20 protein-coding genes, 1 pseudogene and 1 riboswitch are annotated in these 22,102 nt (G+C 44.0%); of the genes and pseudogenes, 17 read left to right on the top strand and 4 right to left on the bottom strand.

The window, feature by feature from the left end; all coding sequences use genetic code 11:
- Nucleotide 1 precedes the first annotated feature (1 nt).
- The 5 genes from I4V84_RS08505 to I4V84_RS08485 all read left to right on the top strand — a co-directional run bounded on the left by I4V84_RS08505 (nt 2) and on the right by I4V84_RS08485 (nt 4,741).
- A complete protein-coding gene (locus I4V84_RS08505; protein ID WP_118578602.1) occupies nt 2-1,297 on the top strand; it encodes a dicarboxylate/amino acid:cation symporter in 1,296 nt (431 codons plus the stop codon).
- Nucleotides 1,298-1,649: 352 nt separating this feature from the next.
- Entirely contained in the window at nt 1,650-2,021 is a 372-nt protein-coding gene (locus I4V84_RS08500) for a GntR family transcriptional regulator (RefSeq protein ID WP_118578598.1), read from the top strand.
- 2 nt (nt 2,022-2,023) lie between these two features.
- Nucleotides 2,024-2,875, top strand: a complete 852-nt coding sequence (locus I4V84_RS08495; RefSeq protein WP_118578596.1) for an ABC transporter ATP-binding protein — start codon at nt 2,024-2,026, stop codon at nt 2,873-2,875.
- A complete protein-coding gene (locus tag I4V84_RS08490; RefSeq protein WP_195991602.1) occupies nt 2,872-3,540 on the top strand; it encodes an ABC-2 transporter permease in 669 nt (222 codons plus the stop codon). The genes I4V84_RS08495 and I4V84_RS08490 overlap by 4 nt, the downstream gene beginning before the upstream one ends.
- Before the next feature lie 7 nt (nt 3,541-3,547).
- Nucleotides 3,548-4,741, top strand: coding sequence for a DUF362 domain-containing protein (locus I4V84_RS08485; RefSeq protein WP_243284054.1), 1,194 nt, complete (start codon nt 3,548-3,550; stop codon nt 4,739-4,741).
- 713 nt (nt 4,742-5,454) lie between these two features.
- On the opposite strand, the gene I4V84_RS08480 is transcribed toward I4V84_RS08485, so the two are convergent.
- Nucleotides 5,455-6,051 carry a cytidylate kinase-like family protein gene (locus I4V84_RS08480; RefSeq protein WP_148462290.1) on the bottom strand — a complete coding sequence of 199 codons (597 nt, stop codon included), beginning with the start codon at nt 6,049-6,051 and terminating at the stop codon, nt 5,455-5,457.
- A 318-nt stretch (nt 6,052-6,369) separates the two neighbouring features.
- On the opposite strand from I4V84_RS08480, the gene I4V84_RS08475 reads away from it, so the two are divergent.
- The 12 genes and pseudogenes from I4V84_RS08475 (at nt 6,370) to I4V84_RS08420 (ending at nt 20,454) form a co-directional block, all read left to right on the top strand.
- Nucleotides 6,370-7,188, top strand: a complete 819-nt coding sequence (locus I4V84_RS08475) for an FAD binding domain-containing protein (RefSeq protein ID WP_195991600.1) — start codon at nt 6,370-6,372, stop codon at nt 7,186-7,188.
- On the top strand, nt 7,178-7,663 hold the full coding sequence (locus I4V84_RS08470; protein ID WP_173719023.1) for a 2Fe-2S iron-sulfur cluster-binding protein: 486 nt from the start codon (nt 7,178-7,180) through the stop codon (nt 7,661-7,663). The genes I4V84_RS08475 and I4V84_RS08470 overlap by 11 nt, the downstream gene beginning before the upstream one ends.
- Nucleotides 7,660-9,948: a molybdopterin cofactor-binding domain-containing protein gene (locus I4V84_RS08465; protein WP_195991598.1), complete on the top strand. Its 2,289-nt coding sequence runs from the start codon at nt 7,660-7,662 to the stop codon at nt 9,946-9,948. The genes I4V84_RS08470 and I4V84_RS08465 overlap by 4 nt, the downstream gene beginning before the upstream one ends.
- Before the next feature lie 3 nt (nt 9,949-9,951).
- Nucleotides 9,952-11,007 (top strand): DUF6077 domain-containing protein, encoded by a 1,056-nt coding sequence (locus tag I4V84_RS08460; RefSeq protein ID WP_195991596.1) that lies wholly within the window; start codon nt 9,952-9,954, stop codon nt 11,005-11,007.
- 11 nt (nt 11,008-11,018) lie between these two features.
- Nucleotides 11,019-11,795 (top strand): hypothetical protein, encoded by a 777-nt coding sequence (locus tag I4V84_RS08455; protein ID WP_195991595.1) that lies wholly within the window; start codon nt 11,019-11,021, stop codon nt 11,793-11,795.
- Between the two features lie 61 nt (nt 11,796-11,856).
- Nucleotides 11,857-12,075: riboswitch (Lysine riboswitch) on the top strand.
- 158 nt (nt 12,076-12,233) lie between these two features.
- Nucleotides 12,234-13,856 (top strand): Na+/H+ antiporter NhaC family protein, encoded by a 1,623-nt coding sequence (locus I4V84_RS08450; protein ID WP_173716864.1) that lies wholly within the window; start codon nt 12,234-12,236, stop codon nt 13,854-13,856.
- A 240-nt stretch (nt 13,857-14,096) separates the two neighbouring features.
- Nucleotides 14,097-14,825 (top strand): annotated as a pseudogene (locus I4V84_RS08445) (pseudouridine synthase); the annotation flags it as partial.
- 259 nt (nt 14,826-15,084) lie between these two features.
- Nucleotides 15,085-17,040: an NAD-dependent DNA ligase LigA gene (gene ligA, locus I4V84_RS08440; RefSeq protein WP_195991593.1), complete on the top strand. Its 1,956-nt coding sequence runs from the start codon at nt 15,085-15,087 to the stop codon at nt 17,038-17,040.
- Nucleotides 17,041-17,332: 292 nt separating this feature from the next.
- The gene (gene metA / locus I4V84_RS08435) at nt 17,333-18,274 is read left to right on the top strand and encodes a homoserine O-succinyltransferase (protein ID WP_173716862.1); all 942 of its coding nucleotides are present in this window, start codon (nt 17,333-17,335) and stop codon (nt 18,272-18,274) included.
- Between the two features lie 435 nt (nt 18,275-18,709).
- On the top strand, nt 18,710-18,883 hold the full coding sequence (locus I4V84_RS08430) for a hypothetical protein (protein ID WP_173719018.1): 174 nt from the start codon (nt 18,710-18,712) through the stop codon (nt 18,881-18,883).
- Nucleotides 18,859-19,422 carry a hypothetical protein gene (locus I4V84_RS08425; RefSeq protein ID WP_118584045.1) on the top strand — a complete coding sequence of 188 codons (564 nt, stop codon included), beginning with the start codon at nt 18,859-18,861 and terminating at the stop codon, nt 19,420-19,422. The genes I4V84_RS08430 and I4V84_RS08425 overlap by 25 nt, the downstream gene beginning before the upstream one ends.
- A gap of 114 nt (nt 19,423-19,536) precedes the next feature.
- Nucleotides 19,537-20,454, top strand: a complete 918-nt coding sequence (locus I4V84_RS08420; protein WP_195991591.1) for a ParM/StbA family protein — start codon at nt 19,537-19,539, stop codon at nt 20,452-20,454.
- Here I4V84_RS08420 and I4V84_RS08415 read toward each other — a convergent pair.
- From I4V84_RS08415 to I4V84_RS08405, 3 genes are all read right to left on the bottom strand, one after another.
- Nucleotides 20,353-21,462, bottom strand: a complete 1,110-nt coding sequence (locus tag I4V84_RS08415; protein ID WP_334286051.1) for a hypothetical protein — start codon at nt 21,460-21,462, stop codon at nt 20,353-20,355. The genes I4V84_RS08420 and I4V84_RS08415 overlap by 102 nt on opposite strands.
- A complete protein-coding gene (locus I4V84_RS08410) occupies nt 21,440-21,838 on the bottom strand; it encodes a conjugal transfer protein (RefSeq protein ID WP_011861948.1) in 399 nt (132 codons plus the stop codon). The genes I4V84_RS08415 and I4V84_RS08410 overlap by 23 nt, the downstream gene beginning before the upstream one ends.
- 118 nt (nt 21,839-21,956) lie before the next feature.
- On the bottom strand, nt 21,957-22,102 hold a 146-nt coding region (locus I4V84_RS08405; protein WP_139045268.1), incomplete at its 5' end, for an antirestriction protein ArdA.

Genomic DNA, 22,102 nt, shown 5'->3' with positions numbered 1-22,102 from the left:
GATGAGCGCGAAGAAAGAAAAGAATGTAAAAGAGAAAAAGAAGATCAGCTTAACCAGTATGATCTTTATTGCGCTGATCGCCGGAGCAATCACAGGAATGGTTCTCCATTACCTGGTGCCGGATAGCAGTGTGAAGAATGATGTGATCGTTGAGGGAGTGCTGTACGTTCTTGGGCAGGGATTTATCCGCCTTATGAAAATGCTGGTAGTACCTCTTGTTTTCTGCTCACTGGTATGTGGAAGTATGGCTATTGGTGATACTAAGAAGCTGGGAAATGTAGGTGGAAAAACACTTGCATTTTATCTGGTCACAACAGCGGTGGCAGTTGCAGTTGCCCTTGGAATCGGAACTCTTTTGAGACCGGGAATTGGTCTTGATATGAGTAAGATCCAGGTAAATGCTTCCGATATTGAGACTATGGAGTCCACCTCTCTGGTTCAGACCATTCTCAATATTATTCCAGATAACCCCATCAAGTCCCTGGCAAGTGGGGAAATGCTTCAGATCATAGTGTTTGCTTTGATCATTGGTGTGATCCTGGCAAAGCTTGGGGAGCGTGCGGAGACCGTTTCCAATTTTATCAGCCAGTTTAATGATATTATGATGGAAATGACTATGATGGTTATGAGTCTGGCTCCCATTGGTGTATTCAGTCTGATCGCAAGAACCTTTGCAACCATTGGTTTCAGCGCATTTGTGCCTCTGGCAAAATATATGATCGCAGTTCTGATCGCTCTGGCAATCCAGTGTTTTGGTGTATACCAGATTTTGCTGAAGCTGTTCACAGGCCTGAATCCGGTGAAGTTTATCAGAAAGTTTTTCCCGGTTATGGCCTTTGCCTTTTCCACTGCAACCTCCAATGCGACTATTCCGCTTTCTATTGATACGCTGTACAAGAAGATGGGTGTTTCCAAGAAGATTTCTTCTTTTACCATACCTCTTGGTGCGACTATCAATATGGATGGTACTTCCATTATGCAGGGAGTTGCGGTTATGTTCGCTGCCCAGGCTTTTGGAATCCAGCTGACTCCTATGGATTATATTACAGTAATCGGAACAGCCACACTGGCTTCCATTGGTACCGCAGGTATTCCAAGTGTTGGACTTGTTACTTTGACTATGGTATTTAATTCTGTTGGTCTTCCAGTTGAGGCAATCGGTATTATCATGGGTATTGACCGTATTCTGGATATGGCAAGAACAGCGGTTAATATTACCGGTGATGCTGTTTGTACGACCATTGTGGCTTGCCAGAATGGGGCTGTGGATAAAGAAGTGTTTAATAAAGCTGAATAAAAATATTGGCGTGTGTATGTGAGTTTAGACTCAGGTATGCACGTCTTTTTTTGTGTGGCGAAGGCGGACGCCTGGGATGGGCAGTGTGTTGCGGACAACGTCAAAAAACGGGATTTTACTCCGTCGTCGATTGCAGGTTCCATAAACAAACTCGCCCATGCTGGGCTCAGACAGTGTTTATGGAACCTGCGCTATACTCATAAAATCCCGTTTTTTGACTAACTGTCCGCAACACACTGCCCATCCCAGGCTGATTGTTCAAAGTAACTATGAATTAAGTGGAAATAAACAGCATATAACACTTGACAACAGTATAATACTGTTATATGCTGTTTACATAAGGAGGAGTCACATGAAGATCATAATTAATCACTCGTCGATGCAGCCAATTTATGAGCAGATCACAGATCAGATCAAGGCGATGATCATTGACGGGACGTTAAAGGAAGAGGAAATGCTTCCCTCTGTGAGAACTTTGGCGAAGGAGCTGAAGATTAGTGCTCTTACGGTAAAGAAGGCGTATGACTTTCTGGAGGAAGAGGGGTTCGTGGTTACGGTGCATGGGAAAGGAAGCTTTATTGCCAAGAATAACCAGGGACTTCTTATGGAAGAGCGGAAGCGGGAGATTGAGACAGAACTGGAGAAAGTGATCCGGAAAGCGCGGATCAGCGGATTGTCTGAGGAAGAGATCCGGGAACTGTTTGAGCTTATTATGGAGGAGTAGATATGCTGCTGAGTTTGAAGAATTTGCAGAAGAATTATCCTGGATTTTCCCTGGATGTAAGTATGGAAATAGAAGAAGGACAGATCACCGGTCTGATCGGAGCTAATGGAGCAGGGAAGTCTACTACCTTTAAGGTTATTCTAGGGCTGGTTCATCCTGATGCAGGAGAGATTCGTCTGTTTAATAAGGATATGGAGCAGATTTCCAAAAAAGAGAAAGCGGATATAGGCGCGACACTTTCTGACAGCGGTTTTTCCAATTGTCTGACCGTGAAACAGATTGTGCATATTCTGACAGAGACTTATGAGAAATTTGACCGGGAGATGTTTGAGAAGCGGTGCAGCCTGTTTTCCATCCCCATGGATAAGAAACTAAAAGAGTTTTCCACAGGAATGAAAGCAAAGTTAAAAGTGCTGACAGCCACCAGCTTTGATGCCAGACTTCTTGTTCTGGATGAGCCTACAGCCGGTCTGGACGTGATTGCCAGGGACAGCATTCTGGAACTCCTTCGGGAATATATGGAGACGGAAGGAAGAAGTATTCTGATCAGCTCCCACATTTCCTCAGATCTGGAGAGCCTGTGTGATGATATCTATATGATTGATAAGGGACGGATCGTGCTTCATGAGAATACAGATGTGCTGCTGGATGAATATGGTCTTATCAAGGCTGACGAGAAGCAATATGAATTGCTTGATAAGCAGCATATTCTCAAGGTGAAGAAGGAGCAATACGGCTACAGCTGTCTCACAGATGAGCGTGCATTTTATGCGGAGAACTACCCGCAGCTTGCAATAGAACGTGGGTCTGTGGACAAGGTTATTACTATGATGATCAAGGGGGAAGTATTATGAAAGGTATGTTTGTAAAAGACATGGAAATTATGAGGGGAAACATGAAAACGTTCATTGGCGTATATATTATAGCCATTTTCTGTTTCCTTAGTACTTCCGCAGGTCCTTCTTTTCTAATCAGTTATGTGTCTGTTCTGGCTGCTGTTATGGCACTGAATACCATAGCAAGTGATGATATGGATAATGGTATGCCTTATATTTTTACTTTTCCTATCAGCAGGAAAGAATATGTGAAGGAGAAGTATCTGCTGGGTGCAGGGATGGTCACGGTATTGTGGGCTATTGCTGTTGCAATTGCAATTGGCGTAAATGCTTCCGGATATCGTATGGTGTCCTGGGAAGAACTGACCGCTTCTGCAGCTGTCGGTCTTTTTCTTGCTGTTTTCGCAAATGCGGTTGTGTTTCCGGTACAGTTGAAATATGGAAGCTCTACAGGAAGGCTGGTGCTATTTGTTCTTGTATTTGGCATCATGGCTGTAGGATGGATTGGCGTAGAACTATGCCAGAAAATGAAAGTGGATTTTTCAGGTCTGAAAAATCTGGGCCTGCGCATTTGGAACCTTGGAATCCCAGTCTGTCTGGCGATGCTGTTTGTTCTTATGTTGCTAATGCTTCTGATTTCCTGTACAATATCCATAAAGATTATGGAGAAAAAGGAGTACTGATCCGGAAATGAAGAAGAATCAGATTTTTATAAAATGCGGAACTGAATATAAGGAGATGACGAAAGAACTGCTGGAGGCGTGTGATCTGGAAGGGGAGATAGAGAAGAAGTTTGAAACAAAGAGCAGTCTTATTGACAACTCTGAAGCAGAAGTGGACTGTTTCTATTCTCCGGATTCTGTGGAAAAACAGAATTCAGAATTTGGTTTGTACAATATGCGGATCGGCATCAAGCCAAACCTGGTCGCTCCCATGGAAGCCTACTGGGGTGGCACCACCCATCCGGAGGTAGTCGCCGGAATCGTAGAATACCTTCAGGAAAAAGGGTTTTTCAACCTGGTCATCATGGAAGGCTCCTGGGTAGGAGATAAAACCTCTGAATCTTACGAAATCTGTGGTTTCAAGTCCCTCTGTGAAAAATATAACGTTCCGTTCCTTGACATGCAAAAGGAAAAGGGAGTGCCTGTACAATGTGGCGATATGATCTTAAACATCTGTAAAAGTGTCCTTGACCTGGACTTCCTTATTAATGTTCCGGTACTAAAAGGTCACTGTCAGACCAAAATCACCTGTGCATTGAAGAACATGAAAGGTCTTTTGCCCAACTCTGAGAAGCGCCGCTTCCACGCACTTGGCCTCCATGATCCCATCGCTCACCTGGGCCTTGCTATCCACCAGGATTTCATCATGGTAGATAATATTTGCGGTGATCTGGATTTCGAAGACGGCGGCAACCCCGTAGAGATGAACCGCGTTCTGGCAGCTGTGGATCCGGTTCTTATGGATGCCTACGTCTGCGACATGATGTACTACCAGGTAGAAGAGGTTCCCTACATCACAAAGGCTGCCACCCTTGGTGTTGGCTGCGCCGACATCCGCCAGGCAGAAATCCACGCCCTCGACGGTAACCCCGGTGCCCCCATTCCCAAGTCACGGAAAGTGGTAGAGCTTGCCGACGCTGTAGAAGAAGTAGAATCCTGCAGCGCCTGTTACGGCAACCTGATTCCTGCCCTTGACCGCCTGAAGCAAGAAGGTCTCCTTTCAAACCTGACCACCCGAATCTCCATCGGTCAAGGTTACCGAAACCAGGAAGGCACCCTGGGAATCGGCCACTGCACCCGCCACTTCACCCACCACCTGGAAGGATGTCCGCCAACTGAAGAAGAAATTTATGAGTTTCTGAAAATTTATTTAATTGGTTGAAAGTTATTCAAGGCGGACGCATTCGGACAATGGTGATTGCTCACTCGCCTACGCTAAAACCGCGCCTGAAATGGCTCGCTAGAGCAATCACCATTGCCCGAATGCTGTGTACTGGCTGGGACTTATTTGTGCATAGGAACTTTCAACAGGTGGGGAGGGTGAGTGACTGGTTTCCCTATACTGTATCGGAAACGAAAATTTATGGGAAACTTGCCGGAAATTAGTGGCTTTTACAATTTCTATGAAGTATTTGCACATTTTTAGGGCTGTTTTGCAAACAAAAACTTGACATATTATTTTATGTGTTTTCGAAACCCCATTTAGATGGTTGATACTTCACCGCTTTATTGGTTTTACCTAATCTAACATTGCCAAGAAAGTATCGGGAAACCAATCACTTCCCCTCCCCCTCGTTAAAAGTTTCTAAATAACCTCAGATCTAGCCGACACACAGCATTTGGGCAATGTGTATTACTCCAGCGAGCCATTTCAGGCGCGCTCTTAGCGTAAGCGAAATCCAGCGCTTACGGAGACTTATGCGTGAGGGCTCTCCCGAACGCATTAGTCGCAGTTAGCGATTAGTTTGCTGGAGCGTTGCGCCGGCGAGTGAGTAATACACATTGTCCAAATGCGTCCGCATTGAAGAACTTTTAATCAACTAAATAGCAAAAAATCACAGCCCCGCCAAAAACGGGGCTGTCTTTCTATACACTTTAGATCAACTTCTTCACCATCTCCACAATCTCTTCCTTCGTCACCCTGCTACTGTTAATACACAGATCATACTGCAGCATATCCAGCCAGTTAGTATCCGTAAAATACTCATAATAAGCCCGGCGTTCCTTATCCGTACGTTTCACCAGCTTCCTTACACTCTTTTCCTCCCGGCCGGTACGTGCAATCACCGTCTTCACACGGTCCTCAAACGGAGCATAGATAAACAGACTCAGATGCTTATCCTTATTATCCTGTAAGATATAATTGCCGCAGCGTCCAACAATCACGCAATTCTCTTTTTCGGCTGCCTCCAAAATGATCTTCTTCTGCAGATCGTAAAGCACATCATTCATGGGAACGAAATGGTACTCCGGATTCATCTGCAGCTCGTAATCCACCGGATACAGCCACTGGCTGGCTTTTCTCTCATCTACTCTGGCAAACTCATCGAAAGGAATATTCTTCTCCTTGCTGGCCATTTCGATCAGCTCCTTATCATAGAACTTAAATCCCAGTTCCTCCGCAAGAGCCTTTCCAATAATACGTCCATTACTTCCAAACATACGATTGATTGTTATAACACGGTTACTCATAAACGGCGCCTCCTTTTGTGGTGGATTTGTAAATAATTTTGTTATAAAATAGTTTATGAAAACTATTTTCTGTTCTTTTTCGCATTATAACATAATTGTATGAAAATATCTATATAATTTGCATAAAATCAAAACAAAAAAATATTCTGAATATGTCATTTCGCTGGAAATTTGAACCCTTTCTTGTTATACTAAAAATAGCAATACGATTGCTGTTCACTGCATGTACAGATTGCAGAAAGCCTTTTTCAAACACGCTCTGGAAAAGCGTATTTGGAAAACGATGAACAGTGATACAATATGAGAAAGGAATTGAACATGCTCAAAATAAAAAATTATGTGAAAGCAGAATCTCTGGAACAGGCTTATGAGCTGAACCAGAAGCGGACTGCCTGTGTGCTTGGCGGCATGGTGTGGCTGAAAATGGGTAACCGTGTTGTAACCACAGCCATTGATCTTTCCGGGCTTGGTCTGGATACCATCACAGAAACAGAAAGTGAATTTGTGATTGGCTGTATGACCCCATTGCGGGACCTGGAACTTCATCAGGGACTTCATACATATACGAAAGGTGCCATAAGAGAAAGCCTGCGCCATATTGTAGGCGTACAGTTCCGCAACTGCGCCACTGTAGGCGGAAGTATCTGGGGACGCTTCGGCTTTTCTGATGTACTCACCATGCTTCTGGCACTTGATACAGAGGTGGAACTTTTTAAAGGCGGCAGAGTCTGTCTTTCTGATTTTGTGAAAATGCCAAAAGACAGAGATATTCTGGTACGCATTATTATAAAGAAAACTCCGTTGCAGGTTGCCTATTTAAGCCTGCGTAATACCAAGACCGATTTCCCGGTACTGGCATGCTGTATCAGGCTGTCTGAAAATGGTGTGAGAGCAGTTTACGGCGCCCGTCCGGCGAAGGCATTTCTTCTGGAAGACGAAGAAGGTCTCCTTGCAGGCATGGAAACCATGTCTTCGGAAGAGAAGAAGACAGCGGTTCAGAAATTTGCAGACTATGCAGCCCGGAAGGTTCCTACCTTTGGAAACATGCGAGGCAGCGCAGAGTACAGAACCCTTCTTGTGAAGGTTCTCACAAGAAGAGCATTAGAAGCAGTGGGAGGTATGACAGATGAAAATTAATTTCTGGCTGAACGGAGCCAAAAAGGAAGCGGAAATCAGTCCTGACACCATGCTTCTGGAGTTTCTTCGAAGCCTTGGCTGCTACAGTGTAAAAAGAGGCTGTGAAACTGCCAACTGTGGTCTTTGCACTGTTTTGGTAAATGACAAACCAATGCTGTCCTGCAGTGTCCTTGCTGCCCGTATTGACGGCAAAAAGGTCACCACCATGGAGGGACTTCAGGCAGAAGCAGAAGAATTTGGAACTTTTCTTGCCAATGAAGGTGCAGAGCAGTGCGGATTCTGTAATCCGGGATTTATCATGAATGTACTTGCGATGACAAAAGAACTGGAAGATCCGACTGAAGAAGAGATTAAGGAATATCTGGCCGGCAATCTTTGCCGCTGTTCCGGTTTTGTTGGACAGACCAGAAGTATCCTGAAATATCTGGAATATAAGAAAAACGGAAATATCCAGGAGAAGGAGGTGCAGGCATGAGCTATGTAAATAAGTCTTTGCAGAAAAAGGATGCCATGGCTCTGGTGACCGGAAAGCCAGTCTACACAGACGACCTGGCACCAAAGGACTGCCTGATCATCAAGATCTTAAGGAGTCCCTATGCCAATGCCTGGGTGGAAGAGATCAAGACGGACACAGCCATGAAGGTAGAAGGAATGGCACTGATCCTTACCTGGAAAGATGTTCCAAAGAGACGTTTCGCCTCTGCCGGACAGACCTATCCGGAGTTCAGTCCTTATGACAGAATGATCCTGGATCAGCATCTTCGTTTCGTAGGGGATGCAGTGGCAATTGTGGCAGGAGAAACAGAAGCAGCTGTAGACCTTGCCATGAAGCGCATTAAAGTGAAATACCGCGTGGAAACACCGGTTCTGGATATGCATACAGCTAAGGATAATCCGGTTCTGGTCCACCCGGAAGAAGACTGGGAATCCAAGTTCCCGGTTGGTGCAGATAACAAGCGGAACCTTGCAGCAAAAGGCCATGAGGAAATGGGAGATATTGACAAGGTTTTGTCAGAATGCAAATACACAGTAGATGAAGTTTATCACACAAAGGCCAATCAGCAGTGTATGATGGAGACCTTCCGCACATATTGTACCAAGGATTATTTCGGCAGGCTGAATGTGGTTTCCTCCACACAGGTACCGTTCCACCTTCGCCGAATTCTTGGAAATGCCCTTGGAATCCCATCCTCCAGAATCCGCGTGATCAAGCCTCGTATTGGCGGCGGCTTTGGAGCTAAGCAGACAGAGGTCTGTGAAATTTATCCGGCAATTGTTACCTGGATGACAGGACGTCCATCCAAAATCGTTTACAGCCGTTACGAATCCTTAATCTGCGCTTCTCCCCGTCATGAGATGGAAGTACATGTAAAAGTTGGCGCAGATGAGAACGGAATCGTAAGAGGAATTAAAGTAGAGGCGCTTTCCAATGCTGGTGCATACGGAGATCACAGTCCTACAACCATCGGACTTACAGGTCATAAGGCAATTGCCCTGTACCGGAATCTGGAAGCCTATGCTTTTGACTATGAGGTTGTTTATACCAACGTGCAGGCATCCGGCGCATACCGTGGATATGGTGCTACACAGGGAATTTATGCAGTGGAATCCGCTGTCAATGAGCTGGCTCATAAGATGAATATGGATCCTGCAAGAATCCGTGAGTTGAATATGCCAATTGAAGGCGAGCCAATGTATGACTATGATGGAAACCTGACTCATACAGCAAGCTGTACAATGGATCGCTGCCTTGCCCGTGCCAAGGAGATGATCGGCTGGGATGAGAAATATCCATGCCGTGATATGGGAAATGGAAAAGTTCGCGGCGTAGGTCTTGCCATGGCGATGCAGGGCTCCTCTATTGCAAATGTGGACGTGGGAGGCGCAACCCTGAAGCTGAATGAGGACGCATCCTATACACTTTCCCTTGGATGTGCAGATATGGGTACGGGCTGTGATACCATTCTTTCTCAGATGGCAGCCGACTGTCTGGAAACAGAATTTGAGAATATTGTTGCATTTGGTGTGGATACGGATGTTTCTCCATATGACTCCGGTTCTTATGCATCTGCCACTACTTACGCGACAGGCAATGCAGTTATTAACGCCTGCAATGAGCTGAAAAAGAGGATTATCCGGCTGGGTGCTGAAATGCTGGGTGTAAGTCCTGAGGAAGCAGACTTTGATGGAAAGAAAGTCTACGCAGGGGAAAAAGAGGTCAGTCTTCAGGAGATTGCTTATAAGGGAACCTGCGGAAATACCCTGGAAATGCAGGTGACTGCCTCCTATTCTTCCCAGATTTCTCCGCCGCCTTATATGGTTGGGGCAGCAGAAGTGGAAGTAGACAAAGAGACAGGAAATATTGACCTGATCGATTATGTGGCAGTTGTAGACTGCGGAACTCCTATTAATCCCAATCTTGCCCGTGTGCAGACTGAGGGAGGAGTTGCCCAGGGAATCGGTATGGCACTTATGGAGAATGTGCAGTATTCCAAAGAAGGTAAGATTCGTGAGAATTCTTTCATGCAGTACAAGATCCCAAGCCGTGAGGATATTGGAAATATCCGGGTTGAGTTTGAGAGCAGCTATGAAAAGAGCGGTCCTTTTGGTGCCAAGTCCATCGGTGAGCTGGTAATCGATACCCCTTGTCCTGCAATTGCAGATGCGGTTTACAATGCTTCCGGTGTCCGGGTAAGAGAGCTGCCGATCACATCGGAGAAGGTTGCCATGGGAATTCTGAAAAAAGAACTGGAGAAATAATATATGGGATTTATTTTTAAGGGGATACTGGCAGTGATCTGGCTGCTGGTGGTTCCCTGCCTGGCAGGGGGATTCTATTTCCGCAGAGAAAAAAGAACCTACGGTGAATATCTTCTGGCCGGTTATACACTGCTGTTTGCCATTACAGAGCTGCTTTCTCTTACCATGATTTTTACCAAACAGCCGCTTCATGTGCTGACCATTACATATGGCGTGGTGGCTGGTGTACTGGCATTTCTGGGTGCCCGGAGTCTTTATAAGAAGAGGCAGAAGGAAACCGATGAAGGCGCTGGCACATATTGCGGCAGAAGGACAGAAGCGACTGGAATTTCCCCGGAGCTTGTGGTGGCAGGAATTCTGATTCTGATCCAGCTTATCGTTGTGGTGCTTTATGCCCATATGGATGAAGATGATGCTTTTTATGTAGGAACAGCAACTACCGCGGTGGAAACCGATTCTCTTTATGCATATAATCCCTACACCGGGGCCGCTTACAATGTATTGCCAAGCCGTTACATTCTTTCCCCGTTTCCTGCATTTCTTGCCGTGACCAGCCGGTTATGCGGAGGGCTTCATCCAGCCATTGTGGCACATACTGTTTTTCCGGCGGTATTTGTTTTTCTGGCATATGTGGTGCTTTTTCAGTACAGCCGCATATTCTTCCGGGGAAAGGCAGGAGAACAGGGGATTTTTATGATCCTTTGTGCCGTGATTCTGTGGTTTTGCGGATATTCGGTATACAATTCAGAAATTTTCACAATGGGCAGGATCTGGCAGGGAAAAGCTGTGCTGGCAGGGGTATTTTTACCATTTTTATTTCTGCTCTGTATGGAGATTTTTATGCAGGAAAAACCGGAATATCCATGGAGCCTGGCTTTTCTGGCAAATGGAGCCTGCTGTCTGTTTTCCTCAATGGGAATCATGCTTGCCCCTCTTCTGATGGGAGTATTTGCTCTGCTTAGTCTGGTGAAATTCAGAGACGGAAGAAGATTCTTAAAGAGTGTAGTCTGCTGTCTGCCATCCCTGATACTTGGCGTGGTATACATTCTGGTATTTTAGGAGGTGGAGAGATGAAACGAGCACTTTTGGCTTCACTGGATGCCTGGCAGAAATACTGGGGGAACGGATTTTATGTCTATTTACTGCTGGCTGCATGTTTGTATTTCCTGGTATTCGGAAGAAAAAAAGAACGATCCAGAATTTTATCCGGCTATATTGTAGTTTTTCTTGCTGTGTTTTTCTGTCCGGTGACTGCTTATATTATACAGAAATGTATAGGACGGTCGGTTTACTGGAGAGTATTATGGATTCTTCCGGCAGTGCCGCTTATAGCTTATGCAGGAAACTGCCTGATAAAAAAGGTGGGAGCTTCCAGACCACGGCAGTACATACTTCTGATTTTTATTGCGGCAGTGCTGGCTTTTTGCGGAACTGGCCTGAATAAAGATGGTTTTTACAAAAAGGTTCAGAATGTACAGAAGATTCCTGATGAGGTAGTAAGCATCTGCAATCTGATCAATGAGCAGAAGGAAGAAAATGAAGAGATTTACCTGGCAACGGATGACAAAATAGCTTCCTATGTGAGAGTTTATGATCCGTCTATCAAAATGCCTTACGGAAGAGGCGGTAAAGGAGCCTCTGGAAAAAAAGCTGCAAGATGGCTCCATAAACAGCTTGTGGCAGAAGTACCGGTGATCAAAAAGGTAGTAAAAAATGCAAAAAGACTGAAATGCAATTACCTGGTTTTTCCGGTTCCAAGCAAAAAGAAGCAGCTGTATATGGAAACAAAAGGGTTCTATCTGATCGGTCAGGTAAATGAGTACGGTATTTTCAAATATTATGAATAAAAGGGTTGCATTTACAGGGAAAAGCTGATACATTGAGTTTGTGAATAAACTGAATATGGGAAGTTATGATAGAGGCGCAGGCTTCATCAGTAATTTCAGCTGCAGAAACTGGTTGTGTGCAGATTATGGGCATACGCAGATACACGCTCTGGGTCGTATGGCGGACTGGCTGGAATGAAAGGGGAGACTGCCGAAGGATTTTTTCTCAGCCAGGAGAGAAGTTCTGGGCTGACGCAGAATATGCGGCAGACTGTCACTGTTGTGGAGCGCTATCTAAGGTATAGATCCTGTGAAGAATAAATGCCATGAATGTGTCCCCATAATGGGAGTGCATTCATGGCTTTTTGCGTTAAAGAAGAGGAGGCTTTTAAGAAAACGCTCTGACCGGTTTGTGACTGGTCATCTGATATTCAGGAAAAAAGAGGGAGGAAATCGATAATGAAGTACAATTGTAAAAAATTATCTGTTCTTTTTGCAGCTGTTATGATGTTTGTCCTGGCATGTCCGGTGACTGTTCTGGCAGCGGCAGAAGAGGAGGCTGGCACACCTGCTGTGTACGCTACTTTCTGGTCATTGATACCGCCAGTTGTGGCAATCGTTCTGGCATTGATCACAAAAGAGGTTTACAGTTCCCTGTTCCTTGGAATTTTAGTTGGAGCACTTTTGTATTCTGGCGGTAATTTTGAGGGAACGGTTAACCATATTTTTTCAGGCGGAATGATCAGTGTGTTATCATCCAGCAGTAACGTAGGTATTCTGGTGTTCCTGGTAATTCTTGGAACTATGGTCTGCCTGATGAACCGGGCTGGAGGATCAGCCGCTTTTGGCCGCTGGGCCGGCAAACACATCAAGACAAGAGTTGGAGCAGAACTGGCAACCATTTTGCTTGGAGTGCTGATTTTTATTGATGATTATTTCAACTGTCTGACGGTAGGCAGTGTTATGAGACCGATCACAGATCAGCACAATGTATCCCGCGCGAAGCTGGCATACCTGATCGATGCCACAGCTGCGCCGGTATGTATCATTGCACCAATCTCATCCTGGGCAGCTGCTGTCAGCGGTTTTGTTCCGGGTGAGGATGGAATGTCCGTGTTTGTAAGAGCTATTCCCTATAACTATTATGCACTTCTTACGATTGTAATGATGGTATCCATGGTTCTGATGAAAGAAGAGTTTGGTGCTATGGGTGTGCATGAGTCCAATGCGTTAAAAGGAGATCTGTTTACCACAGCAGCCCGTCCTTATGCTTCAGGCGAAGGTGATGGACCGGTGAACCCAAGAGGAAAGGTTATGGATCTTCTGATCCCTATCATCTCTCTGGTTATCTGCTGTGTAATCGGTATGATCTATACTGGTGGATTTTTCAGCGGTACAGATTTTGTAACTGCTTTTTCCCAGAGTGATGCTTCTGTCGGACTGGTGCTTGGAAGCTTCTTCGGTCTGGTGATCACCATTCTTCTTTATATGGTGCGCAGAGTGCTGTCCTTCCGCGATTGTATGGCATGTATTCCAGAAGGATTTAAGTCCATGGTACCGGCAATCTTGATCCTTACTTTTGCATGGACCTTAAAGAGTATGACGGACAGTCTGGGTGCTGCTGAGTTTGTTGCGGAAATGGTGAAGTCTTCTGCAGAAGGACTGGTAAATATGCTTCCGGCTATTATATTCCTGGTAGCCTGCTTCCTGGCATTTGCTACTGGTACTTCATGGGGAACCTTCGGTATTCTGATCCCGATTGTGGTTCATGTATTTGAAAACACACCGGGAGACCTGATGATCATTTCCATCTCTGCCTGTATGGCTGGTGCTGTTTGCGGTGACCATTGTTCTCCGATTTCGGATACGACGATTATGGCCTCCGCGGGAGCTCAGTGTGATCATGTAAATCATGTGTCAACCCAGTTGCCTTATGCCATTGTGGCAGCAGTGGTATCCTTTGTAACTTACATTTTCGCCGGCTTTATCCAGAGCCCGCTGTGCCTGATCATCGGTGTAGCACTGATGATGGGAGCTATGTGTGTTGTGAAAATGAAGTTCTCAGATCTGAAAACGGAATAAAGAGGTTTTTCTTATTGGAAAAATAAGAAAAGAATGTGGAAGCCGGGATGGATTTTCCTGTGTAATGCCTGCGGCAGTGTGGAAGAATTTACAGTGTCTGCAGAGTGTTGACGGGGAAATTGTCCTGGCTTTTTGCATGCTTCTATCTTCTTTATTGGCTGCTTAATATTCGCTTTGGAGCGTGTGTGGAGAAGGTTTTTTGCAAGATGTGCATTACACTTTGCGGGAAAGCTTTTTTTTATGTGTTCTGGAGCTTTTGGAGCTTGGGGCAAGGTTTGCCTTGCATATGCCCGGGAAAAACTATATAATGGAAAAATGGACGAAAAAATCAGAATCAACAAATACTTAAGCGAAGCGGGATTCTGTTCAAGACGTGAGGCTGACAGCCTGATCCAGAACGGACGGGTGACTGTGGAAGGTCATAAGGCAGAACCGGGAGAAAGGATTACAGCAGATACAGTTGTATTTGTGGATGGTAAGCCTGTGAAAAAAGTAGAAGAAAAAGTTCTACTTTTATTTCACAAGCCCCGAGGTGTGGTGTGCAGCACAAAAAAACAGCGCCAGGAGACTACAGTTACGGAGTATCTGAATTATCCGGTTCGAATTTATCCTATAGGACGCCTTGACAAGGAATCCGAAGGGCTTTTGCTTTTAACAAACCAGGGAGACCTGGTAAATAAGATCATGCGTGCAGGAAACTACCATGAGAAAGAATATCTGGTGACTGTGAATAAACCAGTTGCTGGTGATTTTGTGAAAAAAATGTCATCTGGAATTCCTATTCTGGATACCATTACCCGTCCGTGTTTTGTGGAAAAAACAGGGAGAAATTCTTTTCGGATTATTCTCACCCAGGGATTGAACCGGCAGATCCGCCGAATGTGTGAATATCTGGGATATCAGGTGCTTAGTCTGAAGCGCGTACGAATCATGGAACTGACAATAGATGGCCTGAAAGAGGGCGGGTACAGAGAAGCCACCCAGGAGGAGTGGAAGAAGCTGGAACGTGGAATTGCAGATTCCTCCCAGCTTCCCGCAGCCAGAAGGCAGGACAGTGTGCCTGTATTTTCCCAAAAACAGGGAAGAGACAGCATTCCCTTTTCTTCAATTCCAGAAGAAAAAAGGCAAAATAAGCCAGCTGCTTCCCGCACTATTTCAGAAAAACGGCAGTCTGTCTCACAGAGGAAATCTGCTTGCAGTAATTATAACAGTAAAACAGGAGGACATCATGGAAAATTCTCTACAGCGAATGAAAGAACTGGTAGAAAAGCTGGATCAGGCCGCGAAGGCATATTACCAGGAAGACAGGGAAATCATGAGCAATCAGGAGTACGACAGCCTGTACGACCAGCTGGAGCAGCTGGAAAAAGAAACCGGCACTGTACTCACAAATAGTCCTACTGTCCGTGTAGGATACGAGGCAGTCAATGAACTTCCGAAGGAAGAACATCCAAGCCCCATGCTATCCCTTGATAAGACAAAAGACAGGGAAGTGCTCCGTGGATTTATAGGAAATCACAAATGCCTTTTATCCTGGAAGCTGGACGGACTGACCATTGTTCTTACTTATGAGAACGGTGAACTTGTGAAAGCAGTAACAAGGGGGAATGGAATTGTAGGTGAGGTTATTACCAACAATGCCAGGGTGTTTAAGAATATTCCTCTTCGCATCCCTTATAAAGGTCAGCTGGTGCTTCGGGGTGAGGCGATTATCACTTATTCTGAGTTTGAGCGGATCAACGAGACTATAGGCGATGCAGATGCCAAATATAAGAACCCGCGGAATCTTTGCAGTGGTTCCGTGCGTCAGCTGAATAACGAGATTACGGCGAAACGAAATGTGCGTTTTTATGCCTTTGCCCTGGTAAGTGCCCGGGATGTGGATTTTTCTAATTCCAGGGAGCAGCAGTTTATCTGGCTGAAGAAACAGGGCTTTGAGGTGGTGGAGTATAAGTTGGTTACCTCTGAAAGTCTGGATGAAGCCATGGATTATTTTTCAAAGACAATTGTAAACAACGATTTTCCATCAGACGGACTGGTTGTGACCTACGATGACATCGCCTATGGGGAGTCTCTGGGGAGTACTGCGAAATTTCCGCGAAACTCCTTTGCTTTTAAATGGGCGGATGAAATGCGGGAAACCAAGCTGGTGGATATGGAGTGGAGTCCGTCCAGAACCGGACTGATTAATCCGGTTGCAATTTTTGAACCGGTGGAGCTGGAAGGTACTACCGTAAGCCGTGCCAGCGTGCACAATATCAGTATTGTGAAGGAACTGCAGCTTGGAATTGGAGATACCATTAAGGTGTATAAAGCCAATATGATCATTCCCCAGATTGCGGAGAATCTTACAAGAAGCGGCAATCTGGTAATTCCGGATAAATGTCCGGTGTGCGGCCGGGAGGCGCGTATCCGCAAGGAAAACGATGTGGAGACATTATACTGCATGAATCCGGACTGTGTTGCCAAGAAGATTAAGTCCTTCAGCCTTTTTACCAGCCGTGATGCCATGAATATTGACGGACTTTCAGAGGCAACTCTGGAGAAGTTTATTGCAATGGGATTTATTCATAATTTTGGTGATATTTTTGAAATTGGAAAATATAAAGATCAGATTGTAGAAATGGAAGGATTTGGTCAGAAGTCCTTTGATAATCTGATGGTGAGTCTGGAGAAAGCGAAAGAAACTACTCTTGCCAAGGTGATCTACAGTCTTGGGATTACAGGTATCGGTCTTGCAAATGCCAAGGTGATCTGTAAATATTTTGACGATGATATAGAGAAAATCCGCTATGCGGAGGAAGAAGAGATCAGCTCGATTGAAGGAATCGGTCCGGTAATCGCCGGAAGTCTGGCTGATTATTTTAAGAGCGCAGAGAATAATCAGAAGCTGGATCATCTGCTCAGTCATCTTCATCTGGTTCATGAGGAGACTTCTGCGGAACAGGTTTTTGCAGGGAAAACCTTTGTTATTACAGGCAGTGTAGAGCATTTTTCCAACCGTTCTGAGGCAAAGGAATTTATCGAAGCCCGCGGCGGTAAGGTGACCGGTTCTGTGACAAAGAAAACAGACTATCTGATCAATAATGATAAAACATCGGCTTCTTCCAAGAACAAGAAGGCACAGGAACTGGGAATCCCGATTTTGTCGGAGGAGGATTTCCTGGAGCTGGCGGGGATTTAAAAGAAAATTTGGGTAATCTGTACGTTGTACTTTGCGGTATATTTTGCAGAATGCCTTTTGGTAATCTGTGTTTTTTGCTTACTTCGTTTACAGCAATCCCCTTTGCGATGCATAAAAATCATGCAATCCCATGATCTCGCGACGAGGTTTTCGGGTTTTCTGTGAACTTTGTTTATAAAAAACACCTCGCGGAACGTTACCAGTGAACAGTAACTTTTTCATAACTTGCTTGTGCCTTGAGCGAAGCGAAAGGAATGACAAAAAGTATGTATAATAGTAGGAGGAAATTGCAATGCCAATTAAAATACAAAGTGATCTCCCGGTAAAGGAGATTCTGGAAAAAGAAAACCTGTTTGTTATGGACGAGAACCGTGCTATGCACCAGGATATCCGTCCGATTTATATTCTGATCTTAAATTTAATGCCACTGAAAGAGGAAACCGAGCTTCAGCTTCTTCGCTCTCTTTCCAATACTCCTCTGCAGGTTGACGTAAGCTTTATGGCAGTGGAGTCCCATCAGGCGAAAAACACTTCCAGGAGTCATCTGAACAAATTTTATCAGACTTTTTCTGAACTGAAAGATAAGAAGTTTGATGGAATGATCATTACAGGAGCACCGGTAGAGCAGATGGAGTTTGAAGAGGTTGATTACTGGGAGGAAGTTACCCAGATCATGGACTGGTCAGAGACCCATGTGACATCTACCATTTTCCTGTGCTGGGCTGCTCAGGCTGCGCTTTACCATTTCTATGGACTGAAGAAACGTAAGCTGGATAAGAAAATGTTTGGCCTTTTCTGGCACAAGGTAATGAACCGCAAAATTCCGCTGGTCAGAGGGTTCGATGATGTATTTCTGGCACCTCATTCCCGACATACAGAAGTTCCTATTGAAGATGTACATGCCTGCAAAGACCTTACTGTCCTTGCAGAATCCGACGAAGCAGGTCTTTTTCTTGCCATGGCAGAAGACGGCCGCAAGATTTTTGTAATGGGTCACCCGGAATACGACCGTGTCACCCTGGACGGCGAGTACAAACGCGATCTTGGCAAAGGTCTCCCCATCGAAATGCCTGAAAACTACTACCGCGACAACAACCCCGAAAACGGTCCGCTTCTGCTGTGGAGAGCCCATGCCAACAACCTGTATACCAATTGGCTGAATTATTACGTATATCAGAGCACCCCATACGACCTCTACGGAACACCTGATTTTTCCAGTATTTCCAGGGGTTAAGAGAGTTGCGCATTTCACGTAAATTATTATAATTTCACGCTATTTATTACGAAAATGGAGTAAAAATGGAGTACTAGAGGTGTGAAAATGGGGTATCAAAATAAGAATGTAAAAGGTGTGTAAATGAATATTTTTTATAAATTTTGATGAATAAAAATACATGAATAAGTCCATGGGTTATTTGATAACTTATGGGCTTATTTTAGTGTTTGGGACAATTTTTAGCCCAGATATTATTGGGCTTTGTTTTTAGAAAAAGAGAAGATGCATTATTGGTGCGATTGTATTTCAATGTGGTTCTTATTTCAAATCAAAAAAATCTTAAAAAAATCGCATTTTTTTTCCATTTTTTTACACATTTCGACAAGTAATTCCATTATTTATAATAGGAGAGTATAGTACCACTCCATAAAATTAGAAACGGAGGAATCAAAAATGTGGCATTTTTGGCTTTTTTTCTGGATCCTGCTGGCAGTGGTAATTATACTCATGTATTGCTGCCTTGTTAGAGCTGGAAAAATGGACGACGAAATGGAGAAGGCGTTTAGAAAATTAAATGAAAAGAGAAAGGATGAGACAGAGCTGTGGCAAGGGGAAGATCAGGAGTAATTTCAAAGGAATATAAGGGGGAAGAAAATACTGCCTATCATGACGTTATTAAATTATTCAAAATTTATCGGGCTGTAAACTGGCAGATGCAAATTAAAATTAATCAGGTTAAACGTCGATTCCATATGGAGTATGGTACAGACGTGGATGAATTCTTAGAAAGCATTTATCAAGCGGGAATGGACGTGGAAAGAGATTTGGCATCTGAGAAAGAGCGTGTAGAGGCCATCAACCGATCAAACCAATATTTGCGTTTAATTGATGAAGCCGTTGATCTTATGCGAAGGTACCATCCGCAGGGGGAGCGGTATTATTGGGTACTTTATTACAGTTATTTATCGTCAACAAAACCAGAGAACATTGATGAAATCCTGGACAAGCTGGAACTACATTTTCCGCAATATGCAAGAGTTCACAGGACTACATATTTTCGTTGGCGTGAACAGGCTTTTGAAGCTGTAGGAAGCATATTATGGGGCTATGAGGGAGAAAGTGAACGTGTACTGAAGCTGGTTTGTGAAGATTACGTAGAAAAATAATTATTTCCAAAATCCTATTGACACAGATTTTCCAAAATCTCTATAGTGAAATTGCAAGGACGCAAAAAAGGCGTATAGCAATACTATATTTGGATTTTGAAAGGAGAAATACATATGATTATTTCAGTGGATACCGGTAACAAACACATGAAAACAGAGAACTGTGAGTTCAATTCCGGGGTGGAAATTTTGGATACACTGCCAGGAGAGTTGGAAGAGGTGATTGAGTACGAAGGAAAATATTATATGACAACGAATAGAAGAATCTCGTATATGGAAGATAAGACCGCAGATGATCGGTATTATATTCTGACATTATTTGCCATTGCAAAAGAATTATCTTACCGCGAAAAAAATGAAGGTTTGCTTCCGCAAAATTTACAGGAGATTGAGCTTCTGGTAGGACTGCCGCCTGCGCATTATGGGAAACAGCGAAAAAAATTCAGGGAGTATTTTTATCGGAATGGGGCAGTAGTTGAATTTTGCTATAAAGGCATTTCATACCGAATTGTTTTCAAAGAAGTAAAAGTTTATATACAGGCATATGCCGCATATTGTCTTCTTGCTGTGAAGAAACAGTTATCGGTAATACCAAAAATTTTATTAATCGATATTGGTGGCTTTACCGTAGATTATATGGTTTTAAGATTTGGACAGCTGGAAATGGAGTATGTCGATTCATTAGAAAATGGTGTCATTCGGTTATATAACAGTATTAAAGCTGCGATAAGACAAAAATACAGTATTCTCTTGGATGAAGAGGATATTGACAATATTATATTGGAAAGAGGTGGTTGCTATAAACCAGAGTTAAAAGAACGTGTACGTGAGGTTGCTATCGGATATGTGACAGAATTACTTGGAAAGTTTCGTGAGCTTGGAATTGATTTCAATACGACACAGACAGTATTTCTTGGAGGAGGTTCTATTTTATTGGCAGATTTCATCCAAATTGTATGGAAACGATTCGGTGTAGAATACAATATTATCAATGATACAAAAGCAAATGCAAACATAAAGTCCCACCACTAAGATAATGAGAAGCAGGAAACCGACATAAAAGCCAGAGCTGGAAAAACCGTTCTGTGTTACGCCTGCAAGGGTCTGTATGCTTTTTCCGATACTGTCTGCCATATCATTGATGAAGTCCAGCTTATAGGCTTCCTGCACCACATAGCCCGTAGAAGTATCAACGGGGAATGTGAATTGCTGTTGCTGGAAATAGAAGATTTCACTTGACGGAAAATCAAGCTCGCCTACAATCGCATTGACGGTAAAATAGGATACATAGCTTTCCTTGTCCTCATGTTCCAAGCGTAAATATCGCTGGCTTTCCTCAATCACACACCTTGTCGGACGGATAAGGTCGTAGTATTTTATCAGCGTTTCTTTCTGCAATTTCTTTTTTGGTAACTGATATTCGTAATCTTCATAGGCGATACCGTCCCTGCCGTAAAGATGTTCCATGAGATACCCAAAATCATTGATTTCCAAGCGACGTACCTTAAAGCGACGGGAGATTTTATTTTCCAGTAACTTTTCCATTTTCATGTAACGGTTGATTTCATCATTCGGCATGGAAACAAAGTCATTCATCAGCGTGTGGTTCACTTCATGGAGAAATTCCGCAAACGTCAGCCATGCCGATTTTTTGATGTTCTTCAGATTGAACTGTTCTTCCGTAACCATGAGCTTAAAGCCAAGAAAAAAGCGGTAGTCCACTTGATTGTCCCCAATCATTGATACTAACGCTTCAGTCTGTTCGTCTATTTTCTGGACTGCCACCTCACGAAGTTTGCCCGTTACCAGTTTCTTTGACTGTTCCTGCATACTTCGGATTGAGCTTTCTGTGGCAATCTGCAAGGCATGAATTTTACCCTCACGGGACTGTGCGATAAGCTGTCGAAAACTGTCATGCACGATAAATTTCTGCTCTGCGGATAAGAAAGAATAGTTGTACGGTATCAGCTCATAGTAGGCGAACACCTCATTGTCCTTGTTCCAGACAAGGTTATTGTCAATATATTTTATCGGGAACATAGTTCACACTCCTTACTGCCGTGATTGTTTCATTCAAGGTCTGCTTATGCAGTTTTACGGCTTTTCCTGCATAAGTGATTTTTGGTCGCAGGGCATAGGTTATCTGTGATTTCAAAAAGCTGTACGGCTTCTTTCCGTCAAAGGTTTTCTGCGACATAAACCAAGTGAGAGCAACTGGAATACCGAAGTATTTGAGAAATGCTCCCTCAATCATGGAAAGTGGGGGCATATCCCCAAACAGAATGATGATAAATTCTGTAATCACAAACCATGTAATCTGTGTAAAAGTAACGGGAAAAGGCAGGTTAAAGTCATTGATTGCATACAAGACTTTTTCCACGTTCCAGATACCCGTGTAGCTTTTAATCTTTTTCAAGTTCTTTCAGCTCCTTTCGTAAGTTTCTAAATAGAAAAGGACAGCCATGTTTCAGACTGTCCCTTAAAAGAGAAATACGCTGTCAGTAGCAACAATGCTTGTTGCTGATCTTTCAGCGTTAATATGGTATCTCGCACATACCTCGGCTTGTTTCAATAAAGCAACCGCCCATATCCAAATCTCGCCCGTAGGCTTCATAGTCAATGTAGTTCTGTAAGCTGGGTGGAATGTCGCCAAGTGCCTGCAATTCGTCTATGTAGTAGT

This window comes from Ruminococcus sp. 1001713B170207_170306_F1 (genome assembly GCF_015668065.1).
Classification (GTDB): domain Bacteria; phylum Bacillota; class Clostridia; order Lachnospirales; family Lachnospiraceae; genus Blautia_A; species Blautia_A faecis.
The sequence above is the reverse complement of the archived record's forward strand: the minus strand, read 5'-3'. Positions and strand labels throughout refer to the sequence as shown.

Coding starts and splice junctions, on each gene's coding strand:
- I4V84_RS08460 (WP_195991596.1), top strand. CDS start 9,952: ATGGGATTTATTTTTAAGGGGATACTGGCAGTGATCTGGCTGCTGGTG.
- I4V84_RS08470 (WP_173719023.1), top strand. CDS start 7,178: ATGAAAATTAATTTCTGGCTGAACGGAGCCAAAAAGGAAGCGGAAATC.
- I4V84_RS08430 (WP_173719018.1), top strand. CDS start 18,710: ATGTGGCATTTTTGGCTTTTTTTCTGGATCCTGCTGGCAGTGGTAATT.
- metA (WP_173716862.1), top strand. CDS start 17,333: ATGCCAATTAAAATACAAAGTGATCTCCCGGTAAAGGAGATTCTGGAA.
- I4V84_RS08505 (WP_118578602.1), top strand. CDS start 2: ATGAGCGCGAAGAAAGAAAAGAATGTAAAAGAGAAAAAGAAGATCAGC.
- I4V84_RS08450 (WP_173716864.1), top strand. CDS start 12,234: ATGAAGTACAATTGTAAAAAATTATCTGTTCTTTTTGCAGCTGTTATG.
- I4V84_RS08500 (WP_118578598.1), top strand. CDS start 1,650: ATGAAGATCATAATTAATCACTCGTCGATGCAGCCAATTTATGAGCAG.
- I4V84_RS08490 (WP_195991602.1), top strand. CDS start 2,872: ATGAAAGGTATGTTTGTAAAAGACATGGAAATTATGAGGGGAAACATG.
- I4V84_RS08480 (WP_148462290.1), bottom strand. CDS start 6,051: ATGAGTAACCGTGTTATAACAATCAATCGTATGTTTGGAAGTAATGGA.
- I4V84_RS08420 (WP_195991591.1), top strand. CDS start 19,537: ATGATTATTTCAGTGGATACCGGTAACAAACACATGAAAACAGAGAAC.
- I4V84_RS08415 (WP_334286051.1), bottom strand. CDS start 21,462: ATGTTCCCGATAAAATATATTGACAATAACCTTGTCTGGAACAAGGAC.
- I4V84_RS08485 (WP_243284054.1), top strand. CDS start 3,548: ATGAAGAAGAATCAGATTTTTATAAAATGCGGAACTGAATATAAGGAG.
- I4V84_RS08475 (WP_195991600.1), top strand. CDS start 6,370: ATGCTCAAAATAAAAAATTATGTGAAAGCAGAATCTCTGGAACAGGCT.
- ligA (WP_195991593.1), top strand. CDS start 15,085: ATGGAAAATTCTCTACAGCGAATGAAAGAACTGGTAGAAAAGCTGGAT.
- I4V84_RS08455 (WP_195991595.1), top strand. CDS start 11,019: ATGAAACGAGCACTTTTGGCTTCACTGGATGCCTGGCAGAAATACTGG.
- I4V84_RS08465 (WP_195991598.1), top strand. CDS start 7,660: ATGAGCTATGTAAATAAGTCTTTGCAGAAAAAGGATGCCATGGCTCTG.
- I4V84_RS08495 (WP_118578596.1), top strand. CDS start 2,024: ATGCTGCTGAGTTTGAAGAATTTGCAGAAGAATTATCCTGGATTTTCC.